Raw genomic sequence first — 18,909 nt, forward strand, 5'->3', positions numbered from 1 at the left:
CCGCAGGGAGGCAGGTATCCACTGAAAAAAATGAAATGAATTTCAGTGAATTACAGTAAACAGGACTCGGCGTCTGTCGGGTGTTTTTACTAACCAATTGATTAAAAAAGGATCGTTTGCTTTCCGTGGGGTTTTGTGGTCCGGATGGAGCTGCAATGTGTTGCGAAAAGTTATGATGCGGTACCCGATAAGGTCCATTTTGTCAGCCACCGCAACGGGTCAAAAAAACGACGTTATGCGGAGGTGATATTTAATTTAAGACAAAATAAAAACCATTCTCTTTATATGTCTTTTGTAGGATCGGTCGATATGGTTTTTTCTTTTCCGTTTCATTAGCTATCAGGCGCCCCAGATGACCCCGAATGAATTACAGCAAGCCCATGAACTGATTGAGTCTGAAATCAATATCCGGGATGACGCAGGCCTTTTACAACATATCGAACTGGTGCCACACCTGGTACAACATATTCAGTTGGCCCCACACCTGAACCCGCAAGAAGAGCCTGCTGTTCAACCCCTGATAGCGAAGACCCTGCTTAAGCTTGCCAGATGGTTCGATGCCAAAGGTGAGCCTGAGCAGGAAATAGCTCAGTATCAGGCATTGATAGCGCGCTTTGAGCACTCGCCGGATGATGTTATGCAGGGTTTTGTTGCCCAGGCCATGTTCCGTCTGGCTATTGCATATTATGAGCGGGGACGAGAGGAGGAAGAGCATGCTCAATATCAAATATTGATTGAACGTTTTGAGAAGTCACCAGATCGTGATGCACAGGCTATGGTCACTAAAGCAGTGTGCAATATGGCCGGAAGTGATTATGGCCAGCAAAAAATAACAGAGCGTCGGGATTTTATTGAGCGTTTCGAACACTCAACAGATAAAGCGGTGCAGATGCTGGTTGCACACGCCATGTTTACCATGGCCTTTTGCTGCTATATACAGGATCAGGAAGAGCAGGAAATGGCTTATTACCACTCTTTGCTCAGACACCACCAGGATTCGGCGGATGTTACCCTCCAGCGGCTGGTTGCAAAGACCCTGTTCAACTTAGCCAACAGGCTTGAATTTCAACAATTCCCCGATAAAAAAGTGACTCAGTACCAGGCTGTTGTCGAACGTTTTCAGGATTCAACGGACCCCGTCATTCAAAGTTGCGTGACCTCAGCTCTTCTTAATTTTAGCTTTTGGTACGATTTTCAGGGCATGCCTGAGCCAGAAATAGCGCAGTACCAGACATTGATTCAACGTTTCAGTGGTTCAGCAGATGCGGAAGTTCAGGGGGATGTCGCGAAGGCCATGCTCCATTTGGCAATCACCTATAAAGATCATGGGTTACCGGAGCGGGAAACAGAACAGCTGCGCACACTGATCGGGCGTTTTCAGGATTCAGCAGTCAGAGACGTTCAGGTGCTGGTTGCACAGGCTATGTACAACCTCGCACTCAGCTATGACGCTCAGGAACTGCTGGCGCGGGAAACAGAACAGCTACGCACACTCATCGGGCGTTTTCAGGATTCAATGGTCGAAGCTGTTCAGGTGGAGGTTGCAAAGGCTATGTACAGGCTGGCATGCACCTATGACGCTCAGGGGTTAACGGAGCAGGATACAGAACAACAGCGCACGCTGATTGAGCGCTTCCAGTATTTCCCGAACGAAGAAATTCAGATTAGTGTTGCAAACGCTATGTACAACCTAGCATGCACCTATGATGCTCAGGAGTTGCCGGTGCAGGAAATAGAACAACTGCGTACTCTGATTGAGCGATTTGAGGATTCATGGATCGGAGAGATTCAGATTCTGGTTGCAAGGGCCATGTACAGTCTGGCACTTACCTATGACGCTCAGGGGCTGCCGGAACAGGGAAAAGAACAGCTACGTACGCTTATTGGGCATTTCCAGGATTCCACGGTCGAAGGTGTTCAGGTTCGGGTTGCAAAGGCCATGTACAGTCTGGCACTTACCTATGATGCCCAGGGTCTGCTGGAGCAGAAAACAGAGCAACAGCTCACGCTGATTGAGCGCTTCCGGGATTCCACGGTCGAAGGTGTTCAGATTGAGGTTGCAAAGGCCATGTACAGTCTGGCATGCACCTATGATGCTTGGGGGCTGCCGGAGCGAAAAACAGAACAACTACGTACGCTTATTGTGCGCTTCCAGGATTCCACGGTCGGAGGTGTTCAGGTTGAGGTCGCACAGGCTATGTACAACCTGGCATACACCTATGATGCTCACGGGCTGCCGGAACAGAAAAAAGAACAACTGCGTAATCTGATTGAGCGCTTTGAGGATTCAGAGTACGAAGGTGTTCAGGTTCAGGTTGCAAAGGCTATGCTCAGCCTGGCACTTACCTATGACGCTCAGGGGCTGCCGGAACAGGAAACAGAACAACTACATACGCTTATTGCGCGCTTCCAGGATTCCTCGGTCGAAGGTGTTCAGGTTGAGATTGCAAAGGCTATGCTCAACCTGGCATGCACCTATGATGCTCAGGAGTTGTCGGAACAGGAAAAAAAACAACTGCGCTCGCTGATTGCACGTTTTCAAGATTCAGAGTTCGGAGGTGTACAGGTTCAGGTTGCAAAGGCTATGTACAACCTGGCATGCACCTATCGTGCTCAGAAGTTGCCGGAACAGCAAAAAGAGCAACTGCGCACGCTGGTTGAGCGCTTTGTGGATTCAGAACTCGAAGGTGTTCAGGTTCAGGCTGCACAGGCCATGTTCAGCCTGGCAAACTCCTATGATGCTCAGGGGCTGCCGGAGCAGGAAACAGAACAACTGTGCTCGCTGATTGCACGTTTTCAGGATTCAGAATTCGAAGGTGTACAGGTTCAGGTTGCAGCGGCCATGCACAACCTTGCACTGACCTACGACGATCAGGGGAAAACTGAACTGGGGACGGTGCAATATCGCAGTTTGATCGCACGTTTCCAGGATCTACAGGTTGAAGAAATTCAGGAGTATGTCGATCATGCCAAATCGAAGGTCTCAGTACCGGCAAAATCATGGCTAAAAAAACTCTTTAGGTGGTAAGTCACTCATGTCTGCACGGTATTATGAGAAAGCTCGTATTACGATTGAAACTTAGAGCGACTGCCGGCCCGTTTTACTACACTGCCACTTGCAGCCCTAATTTTTCTCCGTTGAATCACTTTGCTTAGCACCAGCAAAATTATTGGCGATGAAATCAAGCTACAGGCTCAAATACGCAGCATTACGCAACTGAGAAAGTCTTATAACTGATAACGTTATGAATTATAAGGCTTGATGATAGTTTTTAAAATAACTTGGGGGAAATGACATCCCAGCGTCAAAATGAGAAAACCCACGGCGGGCGAGGGTTTTCAGGGTGTTATGTGGTCCGGATGGAACTGTAATTCGCAGCAATAATTTATCTTAGCCCACTAAAAATAGAAGTGAACCTATTTTGTGATTTCTTCCCGAGTAATATAAGGCAGCGTCACTTGTTCGAGAGGAACCCGTAACTTTTTGGATATAAATAATTCAAGCTTATCCTCGTTCACTAGCCCGTGTTGCTTGAAAGAATCCTTATTTGCATGCCACTCTTTCATAATTGCCACATCTAAAGGCGTTAATTGCTGCTCACTGGCACTGATTTCCCATGCCTTACCATCACAATCTTTTCCACTGTTTCCGCAACCATCAGGCGTATAAGTCGCAATTGCTAACTGAGCCCCTTTATAAATAGTAAATTCATTTACCTCGAGGTGCACAGTAACCTGTTGCAGCAGGTGTTCTTTGAGATAAGCCTTTGCAGCAGCTTGCGCGGTTGCAGCTCTATCGGCCTGCGAACTCGCCATCTCTGAAACTATATGAATACGTGACCCACCCCTCTTGCCGACGCCATAGCTTACGCTTTCGAGTATTTTATAATCCCTGGCCGTACCGCCCTGAACGGTAAATTCATCCGCAGATGCAGCCCCCCCAGAACATGTGGTAAAGAATATTGCGATTAAAAATAAAAAAACCAACCCGATCAGTGCCTGCCATCGCTTAAAACCCAGGCGCTTAACGCCACACCCCGGACAAACTTTGGCAGATTTAGACACCTTTCTATTGCATTCCCTGCAGGTTGTTAACGCCATTTATGAAGCCCTCTATACAGTTAGTTTATTGACTGCAAGTGAGATACCTAAAAAAAATTTTTTCTTCATGCTGTTTTGAGTACAAAAAAGGACTATAAAAACAGAGACACTCCTTCGGCGAGGCCAAGTTGTGGATTGTTAATATAAATAATTTATATTTATCAGTATTTTACGTGAGAGCGCAAAAACAGGCTGTTTTTTTACGTCATTTTCTTGGCTAATTTACGGCCAATGGTTTCTAAAATATAAATAACCGGGATTTGCGTGGTGATGTCATAAACGCCACCAACACGGGTAAGCGGAATATGCCAGGAGATATTAAAGTCGGCAAGTTTTGCCAGTGAAGAGTTTTCGTGGCTAGTGATGGAGAACACCTTGCAGTTATGCAGACTGAACTGACTGGCGAAGCGCAGGATCTCTTCAGTTTCACCGGAGACAGAGAGGACAATCGCCAGTGCATTTTTAGCCATATCGTTGGTAACCGGAAAATAAGGGTCATCAATGTGGTTACTAAATTTACCGACATTAGAAAAGAAACGTGCACCATATTTAGCTAATGCGCCAGAGGTTCCTGCTCCGACAAATATAATACGTTCGGATGAACAAATAATATTTACCGCCTGGTCAATTAAATTATCAAACTCTTCATTGTTAGTGCTTTTAAAAAAGCTGATGATTTCGCTCGGGCCAAAATTAACCAATTGTTCATCATTTTGTTCAAGATATAATTTAAAACGAACGCGAAACTCGGAATAACCATCGCAATTTAACTTGCGGCAAAAACGCAGCACGGTAGTGGTAGAAACGCCGGTCGCATCGGCTAACTCGCGGATAGTCATGTACATCACTTTGTCACGGTTTTTAATGACATAGTTGTAGACCATCATTTCTAGTCCGTTGAGATTAGCAATTGCCGCATGAGTAAACATGGTATCTCTTCCTGAATGTTCCAAAGGATTAAGTGTCAGTAACAAGATTGTATCGGTAATTGTTATCACATCTGACAGATTTATTTTAGCGTACATGTGTTCGCTGGAATCATTCTCAGCTATTCTGGTCGAGATGAATTTTCCATCTATTGTTTCACCTGGAGTAGCCAAATGGCTGACAAACCATTGATCACTAAAGGATATTCACTGGCGGAGGAAGTCGCCAACAGCATTAGCCACGGTATCGGACTGGTTTTTGGGATTGTTGGGCTGGTTTTGTTACTGGTACAGGCGGTGGAATCCAACGCGAGTGTAACCGCAATAACCAGTTATAGCCTGTACGGCGGCAGCATGATCTTGCTGTTTCTCGCATCCACGTTGTATCACGCCATTCCCCATCAACGCGCCAAGCGCTGGCTCAAGAAATTTGACCACTGTGCTATTTACTTATTGATAGCCGGGACTTACACGCCATTTTTACTTGTTGGGCTGGATTCGCCTTTGGCGCGTGGGTTGATGGTCGTTATTTGGGGGCTGGCACTCGCCGGCATTCTTTTTAAGTTGACCATCGCGCATCGATTTAAAGTCTTATCGTTAATGACCTATTTACTGATGGGCTGGTTATCGCTGGTGGTGATTTACCAGATGGTGATTAAACTCGCTCCGGGCAGCGTAACGTTATTGGCTGCAGGCGGCGTGATTTACTCGTTAGGCGTCATTTTCTACGTCTGTAAACGTATTCCGTTCAACCACGCTATCTGGCATGGTTTTGTGCTGGGCGGCAGCGTTTGCCACTTCCTGGCGATCTATCTGTATATCCGTTAATTGTGGGTATGTATCAAACAAACAATACCCTAAATAATTCAAGATGCAGGCAGGCGACCAGGACGTAAGTCCCCAGGAGCATAGCTAACTATGTGACTGGGGCGCGCGGGTGCAGTCAACGCACCTGCAACTTGAAGTATGACGGGTATTTTTATTCATCTTCTAACGAATAAGGCAGCCGCTCGATAACAAGGTGGCTGCCGTTATCATCACGCACTCGCAACACACTGTCGGCTTCTAAATCGTTGTTCATCACGACTTGTACTAACACGCGGCCATCATCCAGTTGGCTGGCGGCGAGTACGGTGCCGGTGCGGCGCCAGTTGTCACCCATTTTCAGTTCCAGATCTTCACCTGCTTCTGGTAAGCGGCTGGCTTTCCCGGCCAGGAACCACAGAGCACGTTTGTTAGCGCCACGAAACTTCGCGCGAGCCACCATTTCCTGACCGGTATAACAACCTTTTTTGAAGCTGATACCGCCCAGAGCCTGAAGGTTGGTTGCCTGCGGAATAAACTGTGCGCTGTTAACCGGTTCAATAACCGGAATACCCGCTTCAATCTCTAAAGCCAGCCATTGTTGGCTGTCATTGCGTTGTGCTTCGCCCTGCAATTTATCGGCCAGTGCCTGCGCGGTGGCTTCATCGGTGACCAGCATAAAACGTTCGGCGGGCAGGTTAAACCATAGCAGTGTCGTCGCGCCTTCCTGAACCACTGGGTTTTCTGCGTCCGGCAAGGTTGTGAAAACATTGGCGAGTGCCGCACGAGCCTGGAACCCTGCAACGCCCAGAAGCACACTTTCATCATCAGGTGTGATGGTCACTTTGGAAAACACAGCATACTTTTTGAGTTCGACAAGCTGCGCGTCACGCAGATTACGACGTTCAATCAGCGCATAACCTTCGCCACGATGGAACAGGCGCAGGTTGCTCCACATTTTTCCTTTTGCGTCACAATGCGCGCAAAGCGTGTGCTGGTTTGCTGCCAGTTGTGCAACATCAGTGGTGACCTGGCCTTGCAGGTAGGTTTCTGCGTCGTTACCCGTCACGCTTGCCAGTGCCCAATCATCAAGCGTCATGAGTGTTAGCGGCAGGCGGGCTGCAGCCGTTGGCTGACGTGGAGGAAATGGAGTGAAAGCCATAATGATGTCCCTGGGTTTTGAGCATATGAATTGGCTCAATGGTAAAAGAGCCATTTGCCAATGCAAGCAGTTTGATAAGGTGAATTGTGCACTTACGGGATTTCTCGCAAGGTTAATGCAACTGCAACGCACAATAAAAATTTCTCACGATAAAGCGCGCAAACGGTAACATTCAGTTAATACGTGCCATGAAAACACGTTACACTAAGATTTGTACCTTCTTTGTCAGAGAACCAGGAAAGAGCACATGGATATCAATAACAAAGCCCGAATTCATTGGGCGTGCCGCCGGGGAATGCGTGAGCTTGATATTTCGATTATGCCATTCTTCGAATATGAATATGACTCGTTAAGCACTGAGGATAAGCAATTATTTGTCCGTTTGCTGGAAAGTGATGATCCTGACCTGTTTAACTGGTTAATGAATCATGGCAAACCAGCAGATACAGAGCTGCAACGGATGGTGACACTGATTCAGACACGGAATAAAGAACGTGGTCCTGTGGCAATCTGATCTTCGGGTCTCGTGGCGTGCACAATGGCTGTCCCTTTTGGTTCACGGTTTAGTGGCACTCTTTGTGCTGCTGATGCCGTGGCCGATGAGCTACACGCTAATTTGGATGCTGTTGCTTTCGCTGGTGGTATTTGACAGCGTTCGTAGCCAGCGCCGGATTCATGCTTGCCAGGGCGAAATGAAACTCCTGACCGACTACCACCTGCGGTGGCAAAACCAGGAGTGGGAAATGGTTGGTGCGCCATGGGTATTACGCAGCGGCATGATGCTGCGTTTACGCCGCGTGGGGCGCAAGCGCAGTCAACATTTATGGCTATCAGCCGACAGTATGGATACTGGCGAGTGGCGTGATTTACGCCGCCTGATGCTGCAACAACAGGCAAGCGGGAATGGGGAAGTTTGAGTCGCTGTCAGGCAAACTTCTCGGCCATTTCAGCGAGAATTTGCTCACACCAGTTTTGGATTCGCTCTTCGCTTAAATCGTACTGATTGGTTTCATCAAGTGCCAGGCCAACAAACAATTGCCCATCGGCAATGACAGGTTTCGGGCTAGTAAATTCATAACCTTCAGTTGGCCAGTAACCAATAAACTGCGCACCCCGTGGGGCGAGTTTATCGTGCAGCATACCGAGCGCATCAAGGAACCATTCGCCATAGCCGAGCTGGTCGCCCATGCCATAAAGCGCTACCGGCTTACCTTCGAGATTCAGATTATCCAGTTGATCCCAAATGGCCTCCCAGTCTTCCTGTAATTCACCGAAATCCCAGGTCGGGATGCCGAGAATCAACACATCGTACTGTTCCATCATGGCTGGAGCATCATCTTTAAGATTGTGTAGTGTCACCAGTTCCGGGCCAATGATGTCACGAATTTTTTCGGCAGCCATTTCGGTGTAACAAGTGCTGGAGCCATAAAAAAGACCAATGTTCATCGCATTAACAACTCTTTTAAAAACGTGCAGGATGGCAAGTGTACCAGATCCCATTGTGCATCAGGCATAATGGACACAATTCGCCAAAGGTGAGGCAAGTAAGTGAGGCTGTAGTGGAACAAGATCAGGCCCGAATAGAACAATTTCTTGATGCGCTCTGGCTTGAAAGGAATCTGGCACAGAACACGTTGGACTCCTATCGCCGGGATCTTAAAATGGTAGCGGAGTGGCTGGAACGCCACGATCTTGATTTGTTGAAGGTGCAAACCGGCGATTTACAGTCGCTGTTTGCTGAACGTCTTGAAGGCGGCTATAAAGCAACAAGTTCGGCGCGAATGCTGAGTGCGATTCGTCGATTATTTCAGTATTTATACCGTGAAAAATTGCGTGATGACGACCCAAGTGTGATGCTTTCATCACCAAAATTGCCACAGCGTTTGCCAAAAGATCTCAGCGAAGCGCAGGTCGATCGTTTGTTGCAAGCACCTTGCATTGACCAGCCTATCGAGTTGCGTGATAAAGCGATGCTCGAATTATTGTATGCTACTGGCCTGCGCGTATCGGAATTAGTGGGGCTGACCATGAGTGATGTCAGCTTGCGTCAGGGAGTTGTGCGAGTCATCGGTAAAGGCAATAAAGAACGCCTGGTGCCGATGGGTGAAGAGGCTGTTTATTGGCTGGAAAACTACCTGGAACATGGGCGACCATGGTTGCTCAATGGCGTGTCGATTGATGTGGTCTTCCCCAGCAATCGCGCGCAACAAATGACGCGTCAGACATTCTGGCACCGCATCAAACATTACGCAGTGCAGGCGGGTATCGATAGCGAAAAGTTATCACCCCATGTCCTTCGGCACGCATTTGCCACGCATTTACTGAATCATGGTGCGGACCTGCGAGTCGTACAGATGCTGCTTGGACATAGCGATTTGTCCACCACCCAAATTTATACGCATGTCGCGACGGAACGTTTACGTCAGCTGCATCAACAACACCACCCACGAGCGTGAGTGGTAGAAGATAAAGGAATCATCATGAAAAAGAGTTTATGGCTGCTCCCATTATTAGCGGCCTCTTTGTCCGGTTTTGTTCATGCAGACGATGCTGCAATCAAGCAATCTCTGGCTAAGTTAGGCGTGCAAAATGCTGATATTCAGTCAGCACCTGTAGCGGGCATGAAAACGGTATTAACCGATAGCGGTGTTTTGTATGTCACTGAAGATGGAAAACACGTTATCCAGGGGCCACTGTACGATGTCAGCGGTGCGCAACCGGTGAACGTCACCAACAAATTGCTGGTGGGCAAACTGAACGCGCTCGAAAAAGAGATGATCGTTTACAAAGCGCCGCAAGAGAAACACGTCATCACGGTATTTACCGATATCACCTGTGGCTATTGCCACAAGCTGCACGAAGAAATGAAAGACTATAACGCACTGGGGATCACCGTGCGTTACCTGGCCTTCCCGCGCCAGGGTCTGCAAAGCCAGACTGAAAACGACATGAAAGCCATCTGGTGTGCAAAAGACCGCAACAAAGCGTTCGATACTGCCATGAAAGGTGATGCCGTCGCTGGGGCAACTTGTGACATGAATATCGCCAATCATTACAACCTCGGCGTACAGTTCGGTATTCAGGGAACCCCTGCGATTGTACTGAGCAACGGTACTGTAATCCCTGGTTATCAGGGGCCGAAAGAGATGAAACAAATGTTGGATGCGCACCAACAACTCACCAACATAGGCGGGTAGTTAACGGGTGAAACAGCAAACACAACTTCGCCGTCGTACGGTCGATGAGTCAGTGGTGTTACCCCAGCAACTGCATCCACTTTTAAAGCGCCTTTATGCCAGTAGAGGCGTAAGCGGCGAGCAAGACCTGGAACGTAGCGTGAAAGGGATGCTGCCGTGGCAGCAACTTAATGGCATGGATAAAGCCGTTCAGATACTGCACGACGCTTTCCGTGAAGGCTTGCGCATTATCGTCGTCGGTGACTTTGATGCCGATGGCGCAACCAGCACCGCTTTGAGCGTGCTGGGGCTGCGTAGCCTTGGCTGCCAAAATGTTAGTTACCTGGTTCCCAACCGCTTTGAAGATGGTTACGGCTTGAGTCCAGAAGTGGTGGATCAGGCGCATGCGCGTGGCGCACAACTGATTCTGACCGTCGATAACGGCATCTCTTCGCATAGTGGTGTTGAGCGTGCTCATGCGCTGGGAATTCCGGTGGTGGTCACCGACCACCATTTGCCTGGGCCGGAGCTTCCTGCGGCTGAAGCCATCATCAACCCGAATCTGGTTGATTGCGAGTTTCCGTCAAAATCCCTCGCTGGTGTGGGCGTTGCCTTTTATCTGATGCTGGCGCTGCGTGCGCATTTACGCGATTGCGGCTGGTTTGAACAACAAGGCCTGGTGATTCCCAACATAGCAGAACTGCTGGATCTGGTAGCGCTAGGTACCGTGGCAGACGTTGTGCCGCTTGATACCAATAACCGTATTCTGACCTGGCAGGGGCTGAGCCGTATTCGTGCTGGCAAATGCCGCCCAGGCATTAAAGCTCTGCTGGAAGTCGCCAACCGCGAGCCGCAAAAGCTGGCGGCTAGTGATTTGGGCTTTGCCCTTGGGCCACGCCTGAATGCCGCTGGTCGTCTGGACGATATGTCCGTCGGTGTGGCGTTATTGCTTAGTGAAAACATTGGCGAAGCCCGCATGCTGGCTAATGAACTGGACGCGTTAAACCAGACGCGTAAAGAGATTGAGCAGGGCATGCAGGTTGAAGCGCTGACGCTCTGCCAACAGCTTGAACACAGCCATGATGAGTTACCGTATGGCCTGGCGATGTACCATCCCGAATGGCATCAGGGTGTTGTCGGTATTCTCGCCTCGCGCATTAAGGAACGGTTTAACCGCCCGGTTATCGCGTTTGCGCCCGCAGGCGACGGCACTTTGAAAGGCTCAGGCCGTTCGGTGCAAGGTCTGCATATGCGCGATGCCCTTGAGCGGCTTGATACCTTGTATCCTGGCATGATGCTGAAATTTGGCGGTCACGCGATGGCGGCTGGGTTATCTCTTGAAGAAGCGAAATTCGAAGAATTCCGTCAACGCTTTGGCGATTTGGTTGGGGAATGGCTTGATCCTGCGTTGTTGCAAGGCGTGGTTTGGTCAGACGGAGCAATCAGCGCGCAAGAAATGACGCTCGAAACCGCCGAGATGCTACGCGATGCCGGGCCGTGGGGGCAGATGTTCCCGGAACCTTTGTTTGACGGTAAATTCCGTCTATTACAGCAACGGCTGGTGGGCGAGCGTCATCTTAAAGTGATGGTTGAACCGGTCGGTGGTGGGCCATTAATCGACGGCATCGCCTTTAACGTTGATACCGCGTGCTGGCCGGATAACGGTGTGCGCGAAGTTGAGCTGGCCTTTAAGCTCGACGTAAACGAGTTTCGCGGAAATCGCAGTGTCCAGTTATTAATCGACCATATTTGGCCAATCTAGCCTGCTGACCTGGCTATAAGCGACTATAAAAAGCACCGTAAATCCGGTAAACTTTCCGGTCTACGACCGCATTTTCGTCTTCTGTCATCAACATAAGATAATACAGACCATGTTTGAAATTAACCCGGTAAAAAACCGCATCCAGGACCTCACAGAGCGCAGCGACGTTCTTAGGGGGTATCTTTGACTACGATGCCAAGAAAGAGCGCCTGGAAGAAGTAAACGCAGAGCTGGAACAGCCTGATGTGTGGAACGAACCTGAACGTGCACAAGCGTTAGGTAAAGAGCGTTCTGCGCTGGAAGCCATTGTCGATACCTTAGATCAAATGACTCAGGGTCTGGAAGATGTTAACGGCCTGCTGGAATTGGCTATCGAAGCCGACGACGAAGATACCTTCAATGAAACCATTGTTGAAATAGACCAGCTCGAAGCCAAACTGGCACAGCTAGAATTCCGTCGTATGTTCTCCGGCGAGTACGACAGCGCCGATTGTTATATCGACATTCAGGCAGGTTCTGGCGGCACCGAAGCGCAAGACTGGGCCAGCATGCTGATGCGAATGTATCTGCGTTGGGCAGAATCACGCGGCTTCAAAACCGAAATCATTGAAGAGTCTGATGGCGATGTTGCGGGTATTAAATCTGTGACTATTCGCATTCAGGGCGAATATGCCTTTGGCTGGTTGCGTACTGAAACTGGCGTGCATCGCCTGGTTCGTAAGAGCCCGTTCGATTCCGGTGGCCGTCGCCATACCTCCTTTAGCTCCGCTTTCGTGTATCCAGAAGTGGATGACGATATTGATATCGAAATCAATCCAGCGGATCTGCGTATCGACGTTTACCGTGCATCGGGAGCCGGTGGTCAGCACGTTAACCGTACAGAATCTGCGGTGCGTATTACCCACCTTCCGACCAACACCGTAACCCAGTGCCAGAACGACCGTTCGCAGCATAAGAACAAAGATCAGGCAATGAAGCAGATGAAGGCGAAGTTATACGAGCTGGAAATGCAGAAAAAGAATGCTGAGAAGCAGTCGCTGGAAGATAACAAATCGGATATCGGCTGGGGCAGCCAGATTCGTTCTTACGTACTGGACGACTCCCGTATCAAAGACTTGCGTACCGGTGTAGAAACCCGTAACACGCAGGCGGTACTGGATGGCGATCTGGACAAATTTATCGAAGCAAGTTTGAAAGCAGGGTTATGAGGAACCAACATGTCTGAACAACAAGTACAGGGTACCGAAGCGGTCGATTTAAATAATGAACTGAAAGCCCGTCGCGAGAAGCTGGCTGGTCTGCGTGAGCAGGGCATTGCTTTCCCAAATGACTTCCGTCGCAATCATACCTCAGACCAATTGCACGCAGAATTCGGCGCTAAAGAAAACGAAGAGCTGGAAGACCTGGGCATCGAAGTGTCCGTTGCTGGCCGTATGATGACTCGCCGTATCATGGGTAAAGCTTCCTTCGTCACTTTGCAGGACGTCGGTGGCCGCATCCAGCTTTACGTTGCGCGTGACGATCTGCCAGAAGGCGTTTACAACGAGCAGTTCAAAAAATGGGACCTCGGTGACATCCTCGGCGCTCGTGGCAAACTGTTCAAAACCAAAACCGGTGAGCTCTCAATTCACTGTACTGAGCTGCGTTTGCTGACCAAAGCATTGCGTCCGCTGCCAGATAAGTTCCACGGTTTGCAGGATCAAGAAGCGCGTTATCGTCAGCGTTATTTGGATTTGATCTCCAACGATGAATCCCGCAAGACCTTTAAAATTCGTTCTCAGATCATGGCTGGCGTCCGTAACTTCATGGTTAACCGTGGCTTTATGGAAGTTGAAACGCCAATGATGCAAGTCATCCCTGGCGGGGCTTCTGCGCGTCCGTTCATCACTCATCACAATGCGCTGGACATCGACATGTACCTGCGTATTGCACCGGAGCTGTACCTGAAACGTCTGGTTGTCGGTGGCTTCGAGCGCGTATTCGAAATCAACCGTAACTTCCGTAACGAAGGTATTTCCCCGCGTCATAACCCAGAGTTCACCATGATGGAACTCTATATGGCGTATGCGGATTACAAAGATTTGATCGAACTGACTGAATCTCTGTTCCGTACACTGGCGCATGAAGTGCTGGGTACTGCACAGGTGAAGTATGGCGAAGAGCTGTTTGACTTCGACCAGCCGTTCGCAAAACTGACTATGCGCGAAGCTATCAAAAAATACCGTCCGGAAACCGATATTGCGGATCTGGACGATATGGCTAAAGCACTGGAAATCGCCGCTGCCATTGGCATTAAAGTCGAGAAGAGCTGGGGTCTGGGCCGCGTAGTGACTGAGATCTTTGAAGAAGTGGCAGAAAGCCATCTGATTCAGCCGACCTTTATCACTGAATACCCGGCAGAAGTTTCTCCGCTGGCGCGTCGTAACGACGAGAACCCAGAAATCACCGACCGCTTCGAGTTCTTCATCGGCGGCCGTGAAATCGGTAATGGCTTCTCTGAGCTCAATGATGCAGAAGACCAGGCTCAGCGCTTTGCAGACCAGGTTTCTGCAAAAGACGCAGGCGACGACGAAGCGATGTTCTTCGACGAAGACTACGTGACGGCTCTGGAGCACGGCTTGCCACCAACAGCAGGTCTGGGCATTGGTATCGACCGTATGGTTATGCTGTTCACCAACAGCCACACCATCCGCGACGTTATCCTGTTCCCGGCTCTGCGTCCGGTTAAGTAAGTCGTTCAAGGGAGATGACCAGACTATGGTCGTCTCCCTCGCCCCTTTGGGGAGAGGGCCGGGGTGAGGGGATAAAAATACGCCACTCTCAGGCACTTTTTTGTTTTGCTATGATTTTAAGAGGATTAGTTTGCGCAAGGAAAGCACAGTCAGAAAGTGGGCACCGAATGCCATCGTCCTGCTAATCAGCCTATTTCTCGTCGCTTGCTCATCAGATAAAGCGGGCACCACTAAAGCATCCGCAGGAAGCTACAACGGCCCTGTTTACACCGTCAAACGCGGTGACACACTCTATCGAATCTCGCGCATGACCGGCTCAAGTGTCGGCGAACTGGCGCGTCTCAACGGTATTTCAGCCCCTTATACGCTGGAAGTTGGGCAAAAAATCCGCATTAAAAGCAGCTCTGGTTCTTCTTCCTCGAAAAAAACCGTCGTTGCGAAAACCTCTAAGCCAAGCTCCACTTCGACAAGCAGTGTTGCGAAAGTTGCACCACCTCCTGTTGGCTCAAAATGCTGGCGCTGGCCCACCAGCGGTAAGGTGACGGTGCCGTTCTCTAATAGCGATGGCGGTAATAAAGGTATCGATATTGCCGGGAAGCGTGGGCAACCGATTTACGCATCAGCCGCCGGAACGGTGGTCTACGTGGGCAACCAACTTCGTGGCTACGGCAACTTAGTGATGATTAAACATAACGAAGAGTACATCACTGCTTATGCTCACAACGAAACAACGTTGGTCAACACTAGCCAAAAAGTCACCGCCGGGCAGAAAATAGCCACCATGGGTAGTAGTGGTTCAGACTCGGTAAATTTACACTTCCAGATTCGCTATCGCGCGACCGCAATTGATCCTCAGCGCTATCTGCCGCCGCCAGGCAGTAAACCATCCTGCTAATGGTGAATTGCGTTGATTATTCAACGCAATGTCACCATGCGTCATCACCAATAATTTCTTCGGCTGGAATTAATCCAATATTTTTCAGAGGGTTTCATAGCCGATTCCGGTTTTGTCAAAATTAAACAAGTTAGCGCTATTTATTATATTCAGCCTGATTAAAAATTAAGCGGTGTACTTTGCTCCCTTTCACCACTACAGGACTGATTTATATGAAAAACTACTCTTTAATCCTTGGTGTTGTTTCTTGTTTGTTCTTCCTGACGGCAATGGCGTTTCTGCTGCTAAAAATTTCAGCCATTCCCGTATAACGCAGGAGAGGGCATTCATTATTCAATAAAAAGCAGGGGAGGTAAGCCTTGAGCATTGCTGTTCCTGGTGCCGAAAATAAAAACAATCGCTTAATAATCCATCACATAAACTAAAAATGCGCTTGCCAGTACAAGCTGAGCGTCTATAATGCCTACGCACTTCAAAGCGGGTGTAGTTCAATGGTAGAACGGCAGCTTCCCAAGCTGCATACGAGGGTTCGATTCCCTTCACCCGCTCCAAACATACCTCTCCCAACGTCTACTAAAGCCTACAAATCCCAGTAACCACAAGCCTTCTAACCTTTTCTCGTTATTTCTACGTCTACTAACATCTACCTGAATCTATACACACAGGTGTATAGTAATGTGAGTAGGATGGATGCGACTTTTTGGAGCTATACACAATGCCTCTCACAGACCTTGAAATTCGGCGTTCTAAGCCAATGGATAAAGCCTATACGCTTAGTGATGGGGCAGGGCTTTCCATGCTCATTGAGCCAAATGGGGCTAAAGGGTGGCGCTTTCGTTACCGCTTTGACGGTAAGCCTAAAATGTTGTCACTGGGTACTTACCCGACAATATCCCTTACCGATGCCCGACATAAACGAGATGAAGCAAAAAAGCTGGTGGCTTCGGGTATAAATCCGAGCGACGTCAGGAAGCAAGAGAAGCAATCTCGAATTGAGGTATCAGGAAACACATTTGAGAGCATAGCTCGTGAGTGGTACGGAAAGCGGATAGATCGTTGGTCAGCCGGTTATGCAGAAGAAATGATGAAAACATTCGAGAGTGATGTTTTCCCTTATATCGGTAATCGACCAATAACAGAAATAAAACCAATGAGCCTTATGGCTGTACTTTCTAAACTGGATGAGCGCGGCGCGACAGAGAAGCTTCGCAAAGTTCGCCAGCGATGCGGTGAGGTATGGCGTTATGCAATTATTACTGGCCGTGCGGAGTACAACCCGGCACCCGATCTCGCCAGTGCGTTCGCTCCACAGAAGAAAGAGCACTACGCATTTTTGAATCTAGGTGAGTTACCGGAGTTCTTCCGTACTCTGAATACCTACAGCGGCAGTATTGTTGTTAAGTTGGCTATGCGCCTTCAGGCACTAACTGGATTAAGACCTGGGGAACTACGCCAGGGTGAGTGGGCAGAAATTGATTTTGATAAACGTATTTGGGAAATCCCACCTTCACGAATGAAGAAGCGCCGACCTCATTGTGTTCCGCTGTCCGACCAGGCAATTGCTATTCTGGAACAAATCAAACCGATCACCGGTCATTACCAGTTTATTTTCCCCGGTCGCATTCATCACACCAAACCAATGAGCGAAATGGCTATGAACGTGCTGATTCGCCGTATCGGTTATGCAGGTCGAGTTACTGGCCACGGCTTCCGCCACACCATGAGTACCATTCTTCACGAACAAGGCTACAACACTGCGTGGATTGAAACCCAACTCGCTCACGTCGATAAGAATTCTATCCGTGGCACGTACAACCACGCCCAATATCTGGATGGTCGTCGTGAAATGCTTCAGTGGTATGCCGACTACATGGATAGCCTGGAACGAGGCGGGAATGTGGTACACGGTACGTTTGGTAAATCAGCATAAGTACTGGACGAGTAAACAGTAGTGTTCTATAGTACTACTTATTGGACGTTTATTGCTCTTTAAGGCTACTGGCTAGGGATGTTTCGTCCCTGTATCTATTTCATTATGGGTCACTGAAAGGTAGCGTTCTTTAAAAGAGAGCTCTGAATAAGAGCATTATTAATCGAGCGCTGGAAAGTGCAGGCTACTTTAACAACGGACATGGAGTCCTACGTCGCCGAAAAGGCGAAGCTCTTTAATAGTGTATAAGCACCAAGAAGCCCAAACAGCGGGGCAGGTGCGCCTAGCTATATCCGGGTAAGTCCGCATGGCAGGTAAACCGCTGCTTTATACAGATGATTACAATATACACCGCTCTTTAAAACCACTGGCTTCTCCCTGATACATGGAGAACCATCCTCTGCCGAGAAGGTGTTGGATGGATTATTAGTTACCTCCATGTTGCATGTGAGAGCCGCCGAAATGCGGTATACCCAGAAAGTTTGGGCAATAAAATGAAGCCAGTTTGGATTGCTGCCGAAGCAATATGTTCTTAAAAAATAGACTCCCCCAGGAATACCGGGGAAAAAATCTGGCGGGGTAATTCTGCTGCCAGTAAAAATGTATCGGCACCAATATGAAAATTTAAACCCTTTCAACAACTCCCTTTACAACAAACACGCAATTTAAATAACCGCACGTGATTTCACGCTGTGGGTATTGTCGTATCTAAAACCTAAGAATTAAGCCCATCCATTTTTGGTTGGGCTTTTTTATTGTCAAAATTCAATAAGTAAGAGGCAATAAATGTCAAAAACATTAATTCGATTATCAGAAGTTCTACGCCGAACAGGCTATAGCAAAGCATGGATCTATCGCCTGATGAGTCAACAGCGCTTTCCAGCAGCCATAAAAATTGGCTCACGCTCAATTGCTTTTGTGGAAAGTGAAGTGGATGAATGGATTAATCAGCGTATCGCTGAATCTCGCGGCGAGGTGGCGTAATGAAAAAAGACCGCCCAGAACAGCAGGCGGAATTGTCAGATATTTGCCTTGGTGATATTACGCCCACCGCAGATCTCACACAAGCGCCAAGACGCACACCGAAGAAGCATCGTGCACGTGATTTTATGCTGAACTCCGGGGTTAATGGTTTCACTGAAAACGAAATACTCCGCTACTGCCGTTTATCGTCTGGACGTAATTACTTTTCTGAGCTTGAACGCCAGCTTGATATTCAACTGGAGCGTATCGACGAGAAAAACCCAGATGGTATTGGCAGCCACTTGCGCTATCGCTTCACCTGCCGCGCTGATGTTCTGCGCGTTATCCAGTTTGTGAACCGTAACGCCAGTGCTGGGGGCTATATCGGCCTTTCATCTCAGCAGATTGACAACATCCTTTCCCTTTACCCGGAAGCGTTTAACGCCGCATAACGGAGC

The 18,909-nt window shown here is 48.8% G+C and carries 17 protein-coding genes and 1 tRNA gene; 14 read left to right on the forward strand and 4 right to left on the reverse strand.

Annotated features, from left to right (window positions below; all coding sequences use genetic code 11):
• Nucleotides 1–352 precede the first annotated feature (352 nt).
• Nucleotides 353–3,028 (forward strand): tetratricopeptide repeat protein, encoded by a 2,676-nt coding sequence (locus D8682_RS19570; protein ID WP_121814932.1) that lies wholly within the window; start codon nucleotides 353–355, stop codon nucleotides 3,026–3,028.
• Nucleotides 3,029–3,417: 389 nt separating this feature from the next.
• On the opposite strand, the gene D8682_RS19575 is transcribed toward D8682_RS19570, so the two are convergent.
• Entirely contained in the window at nucleotides 3,418–4,101 is a 684-nt protein-coding gene (locus tag D8682_RS19575) for a DUF4875 domain-containing protein (RefSeq protein WP_121814933.1), read from the reverse strand.
• A gap of 200 nt (nucleotides 4,102–4,301) precedes the next feature.
• Nucleotides 4,302–5,030 carry a MurR/RpiR family transcriptional regulator gene (locus D8682_RS19580; protein ID WP_121814934.1) on the reverse strand — a complete coding sequence of 243 codons (729 nt, stop codon included), beginning with the start codon at nucleotides 5,028–5,030 and terminating at the stop codon, nucleotides 4,302–4,304.
• Nucleotides 5,031–5,201: 171 nt separating this feature from the next.
• Between D8682_RS19580 and D8682_RS19585 the strand changes: the two genes are divergently transcribed.
• Nucleotides 5,202–5,855 (forward strand): hemolysin III family protein, encoded by a 654-nt coding sequence (locus D8682_RS19585; RefSeq protein ID WP_064543654.1) that lies wholly within the window; start codon nucleotides 5,202–5,204, stop codon nucleotides 5,853–5,855.
• 151 nt (nucleotides 5,856–6,006) lie between these two features.
• Here D8682_RS19585 and ygfZ read toward each other — a convergent pair whose 3' ends face one another.
• Nucleotides 6,007–6,993 carry a tRNA-modifying protein YgfZ gene (gene ygfZ, locus D8682_RS19590; protein WP_064543657.1) on the reverse strand — a complete coding sequence of 329 codons (987 nt, stop codon included), beginning with the start codon at nucleotides 6,991–6,993 and terminating at the stop codon, nucleotides 6,007–6,009.
• Nucleotides 6,994–7,240: 247 nt separating this feature from the next.
• Between ygfZ and sdhE the strand changes: the two genes are divergently transcribed.
• Both sdhE and D8682_RS19600 read left to right on the forward strand, forming a co-directional pair.
• A complete protein-coding gene (gene sdhE, locus D8682_RS19595) occupies nucleotides 7,241–7,507 on the forward strand; it encodes an FAD assembly factor SdhE (RefSeq protein WP_064513590.1) in 267 nt (88 codons plus the stop codon).
• Complete coding sequence (locus D8682_RS19600) at nucleotides 7,488–7,910, forward strand: protein YgfX (protein WP_064543659.1); 423 nt, start codon at nucleotides 7,488–7,490, stop codon at nucleotides 7,908–7,910. The genes sdhE and D8682_RS19600 overlap by 20 nt, the downstream gene beginning before the upstream one ends.
• A 7-nt stretch (nucleotides 7,911–7,917) precedes the next feature.
• Here the strand turns inward: D8682_RS19600 and fldB are convergent, their stop codons facing one another.
• Nucleotides 7,918–8,439 (reverse strand): flavodoxin FldB, encoded by a 522-nt coding sequence (gene fldB / locus D8682_RS19605; protein ID WP_064543777.1) that lies wholly within the window; start codon nucleotides 8,437–8,439, stop codon nucleotides 7,918–7,920.
• A 113-nt stretch (nucleotides 8,440–8,552) separates the two neighbouring features.
• On the opposite strand from fldB, the gene xerD reads away from it, so the two are divergent.
• The 10 genes from xerD to D8682_RS19655 all read left to right on the forward strand — a co-directional run bounded on the left by xerD (nucleotide 8,553) and on the right by D8682_RS19655 (nucleotide 18,903).
• Nucleotides 8,553–9,449 (forward strand): site-specific tyrosine recombinase XerD, encoded by an 897-nt coding sequence (xerD, locus tag D8682_RS19610; RefSeq protein WP_074388528.1) that lies wholly within the window; start codon nucleotides 8,553–8,555, stop codon nucleotides 9,447–9,449.
• A 24-nt stretch (nucleotides 9,450–9,473) separates the two neighbouring features.
• Nucleotides 9,474–10,190: a bifunctional protein-disulfide isomerase/oxidoreductase DsbC gene (gene dsbC, locus D8682_RS19615; RefSeq protein WP_064543661.1), complete on the forward strand. Its 717-nt coding sequence runs from the start codon at nucleotides 9,474–9,476 to the stop codon at nucleotides 10,188–10,190.
• A gap of 7 nt (nucleotides 10,191–10,197) precedes the next feature.
• Entirely contained in the window at nucleotides 10,198–11,931 is a 1,734-nt protein-coding gene (gene recJ, locus D8682_RS19620; protein WP_121814935.1) for a single-stranded-DNA-specific exonuclease RecJ, read from the forward strand.
• Between the two features lie 109 nt (nucleotides 11,932–12,040).
• Nucleotides 12,041–13,139 (forward strand): peptide chain release factor 2 gene (gene prfB, locus D8682_RS19625; RefSeq protein ID WP_121814936.1). Its coding sequence is split into 2 segments (ribosomal slippage): nucleotides 12,041–12,115 and nucleotides 12,117–13,139, totalling 1,098 coding nucleotides; the frame shifts between segments, so codons are not numbered across the junction.
• A 9-nt stretch (nucleotides 13,140–13,148) separates the two neighbouring features.
• On the forward strand, nucleotides 13,149–14,663 hold the full coding sequence (gene lysS / locus D8682_RS19630; protein WP_121814937.1) for a lysine--tRNA ligase: 1,515 nt from the start codon (nucleotides 13,149–13,151) through the stop codon (nucleotides 14,661–14,663).
• A gap of 130 nt (nucleotides 14,664–14,793) precedes the next feature.
• Nucleotides 14,794–15,558, forward strand: a complete 765-nt coding sequence (actS, locus tag D8682_RS19635; protein WP_064543669.1) for an amidase activator ActS — start codon at nucleotides 14,794–14,796, stop codon at nucleotides 15,556–15,558.
• A gap of 477 nt (nucleotides 15,559–16,035) precedes the next feature.
• Nucleotides 16,036–16,109, forward strand: a tRNA-Gly gene (locus tag D8682_RS19640).
• A gap of 164 nt (nucleotides 16,110–16,273) precedes the next feature.
• Nucleotides 16,274–17,488, forward strand: a complete 1,215-nt coding sequence (locus D8682_RS19645; RefSeq protein ID WP_121814938.1) for a tyrosine-type recombinase/integrase — start codon at nucleotides 16,274–16,276, stop codon at nucleotides 17,486–17,488.
• A 786-nt stretch (nucleotides 17,489–18,274) separates the two neighbouring features.
• A complete protein-coding gene (locus tag D8682_RS19650) occupies nucleotides 18,275–18,472 on the forward strand; it encodes an AlpA family transcriptional regulator (protein ID WP_121814939.1) in 198 nt (65 codons plus the stop codon).
• Nucleotides 18,472–18,903 carry a hypothetical protein gene (locus D8682_RS19655; protein ID WP_121814940.1) on the forward strand — a complete coding sequence of 144 codons (432 nt, stop codon included), beginning with the start codon at nucleotides 18,472–18,474 and terminating at the stop codon, nucleotides 18,901–18,903. Before D8682_RS19650 ends, D8682_RS19655 begins: the two co-directional genes overlap by 1 nt.
• Nucleotides 18,904–18,909: the final 6 nt, after the last annotated feature.

The sequence above is a fragment of the Buttiauxella sp. 3AFRM03 genome, from assembly GCF_003675305.1.
GTDB classification, from domain to species: domain Bacteria; phylum Pseudomonadota; class Gammaproteobacteria; order Enterobacterales; family Enterobacteriaceae; genus Buttiauxella; species Buttiauxella ferragutiae.

What these genes read in the sequence shown, in the direction of transcription:
- fldB (WP_064543777.1), bottom strand. Translation starts at nt 8,439, where the DNA reads ATGAACATTGGTCTTTTTTATGGCTCCAGCACTTGTTACACCGAAATG.
- sdhE (WP_064513590.1), top strand. Translation starts at nt 7,241, where the DNA reads ATGGATATCAATAACAAAGCCCGAATTCATTGGGCGTGCCGCCGGGGA.
- lysS (WP_121814937.1), top strand. Translation starts at nt 13,149, where the DNA reads ATGTCTGAACAACAAGTACAGGGTACCGAAGCGGTCGATTTAAATAAT.
- D8682_RS19580 (WP_121814934.1), bottom strand. Translation starts at nt 5,030, where the DNA reads ATGTTTACTCATGCGGCAATTGCTAATCTCAACGGACTAGAAATGATG.
- D8682_RS19645 (WP_121814938.1), top strand. Translation starts at nt 16,274, where the DNA reads ATGCCTCTCACAGACCTTGAAATTCGGCGTTCTAAGCCAATGGATAAA.
- dsbC (WP_064543661.1), top strand. Translation starts at nt 9,474, where the DNA reads ATGAAAAAGAGTTTATGGCTGCTCCCATTATTAGCGGCCTCTTTGTCC.
- D8682_RS19575 (WP_121814933.1), bottom strand. Translation starts at nt 4,101, where the DNA reads ATGGCGTTAACAACCTGCAGGGAATGCAATAGAAAGGTGTCTAAATCT.
- D8682_RS19570 (WP_121814932.1), top strand. Translation starts at nt 353, where the DNA reads ATGACCCCGAATGAATTACAGCAAGCCCATGAACTGATTGAGTCTGAA.
- D8682_RS19655 (WP_121814940.1), top strand. Translation starts at nt 18,472, where the DNA reads ATGAAAAAAGACCGCCCAGAACAGCAGGCGGAATTGTCAGATATTTGC.
- D8682_RS19585 (WP_064543654.1), top strand. Translation starts at nt 5,202, where the DNA reads ATGGCTGACAAACCATTGATCACTAAAGGATATTCACTGGCGGAGGAA.
- ygfZ (WP_064543657.1), bottom strand. Translation starts at nt 6,993, where the DNA reads ATGGCTTTCACTCCATTTCCTCCACGTCAGCCAACGGCTGCAGCCCGC.
- D8682_RS19650 (WP_121814939.1), top strand. Translation starts at nt 18,275, where the DNA reads ATGTCAAAAACATTAATTCGATTATCAGAAGTTCTACGCCGAACAGGC.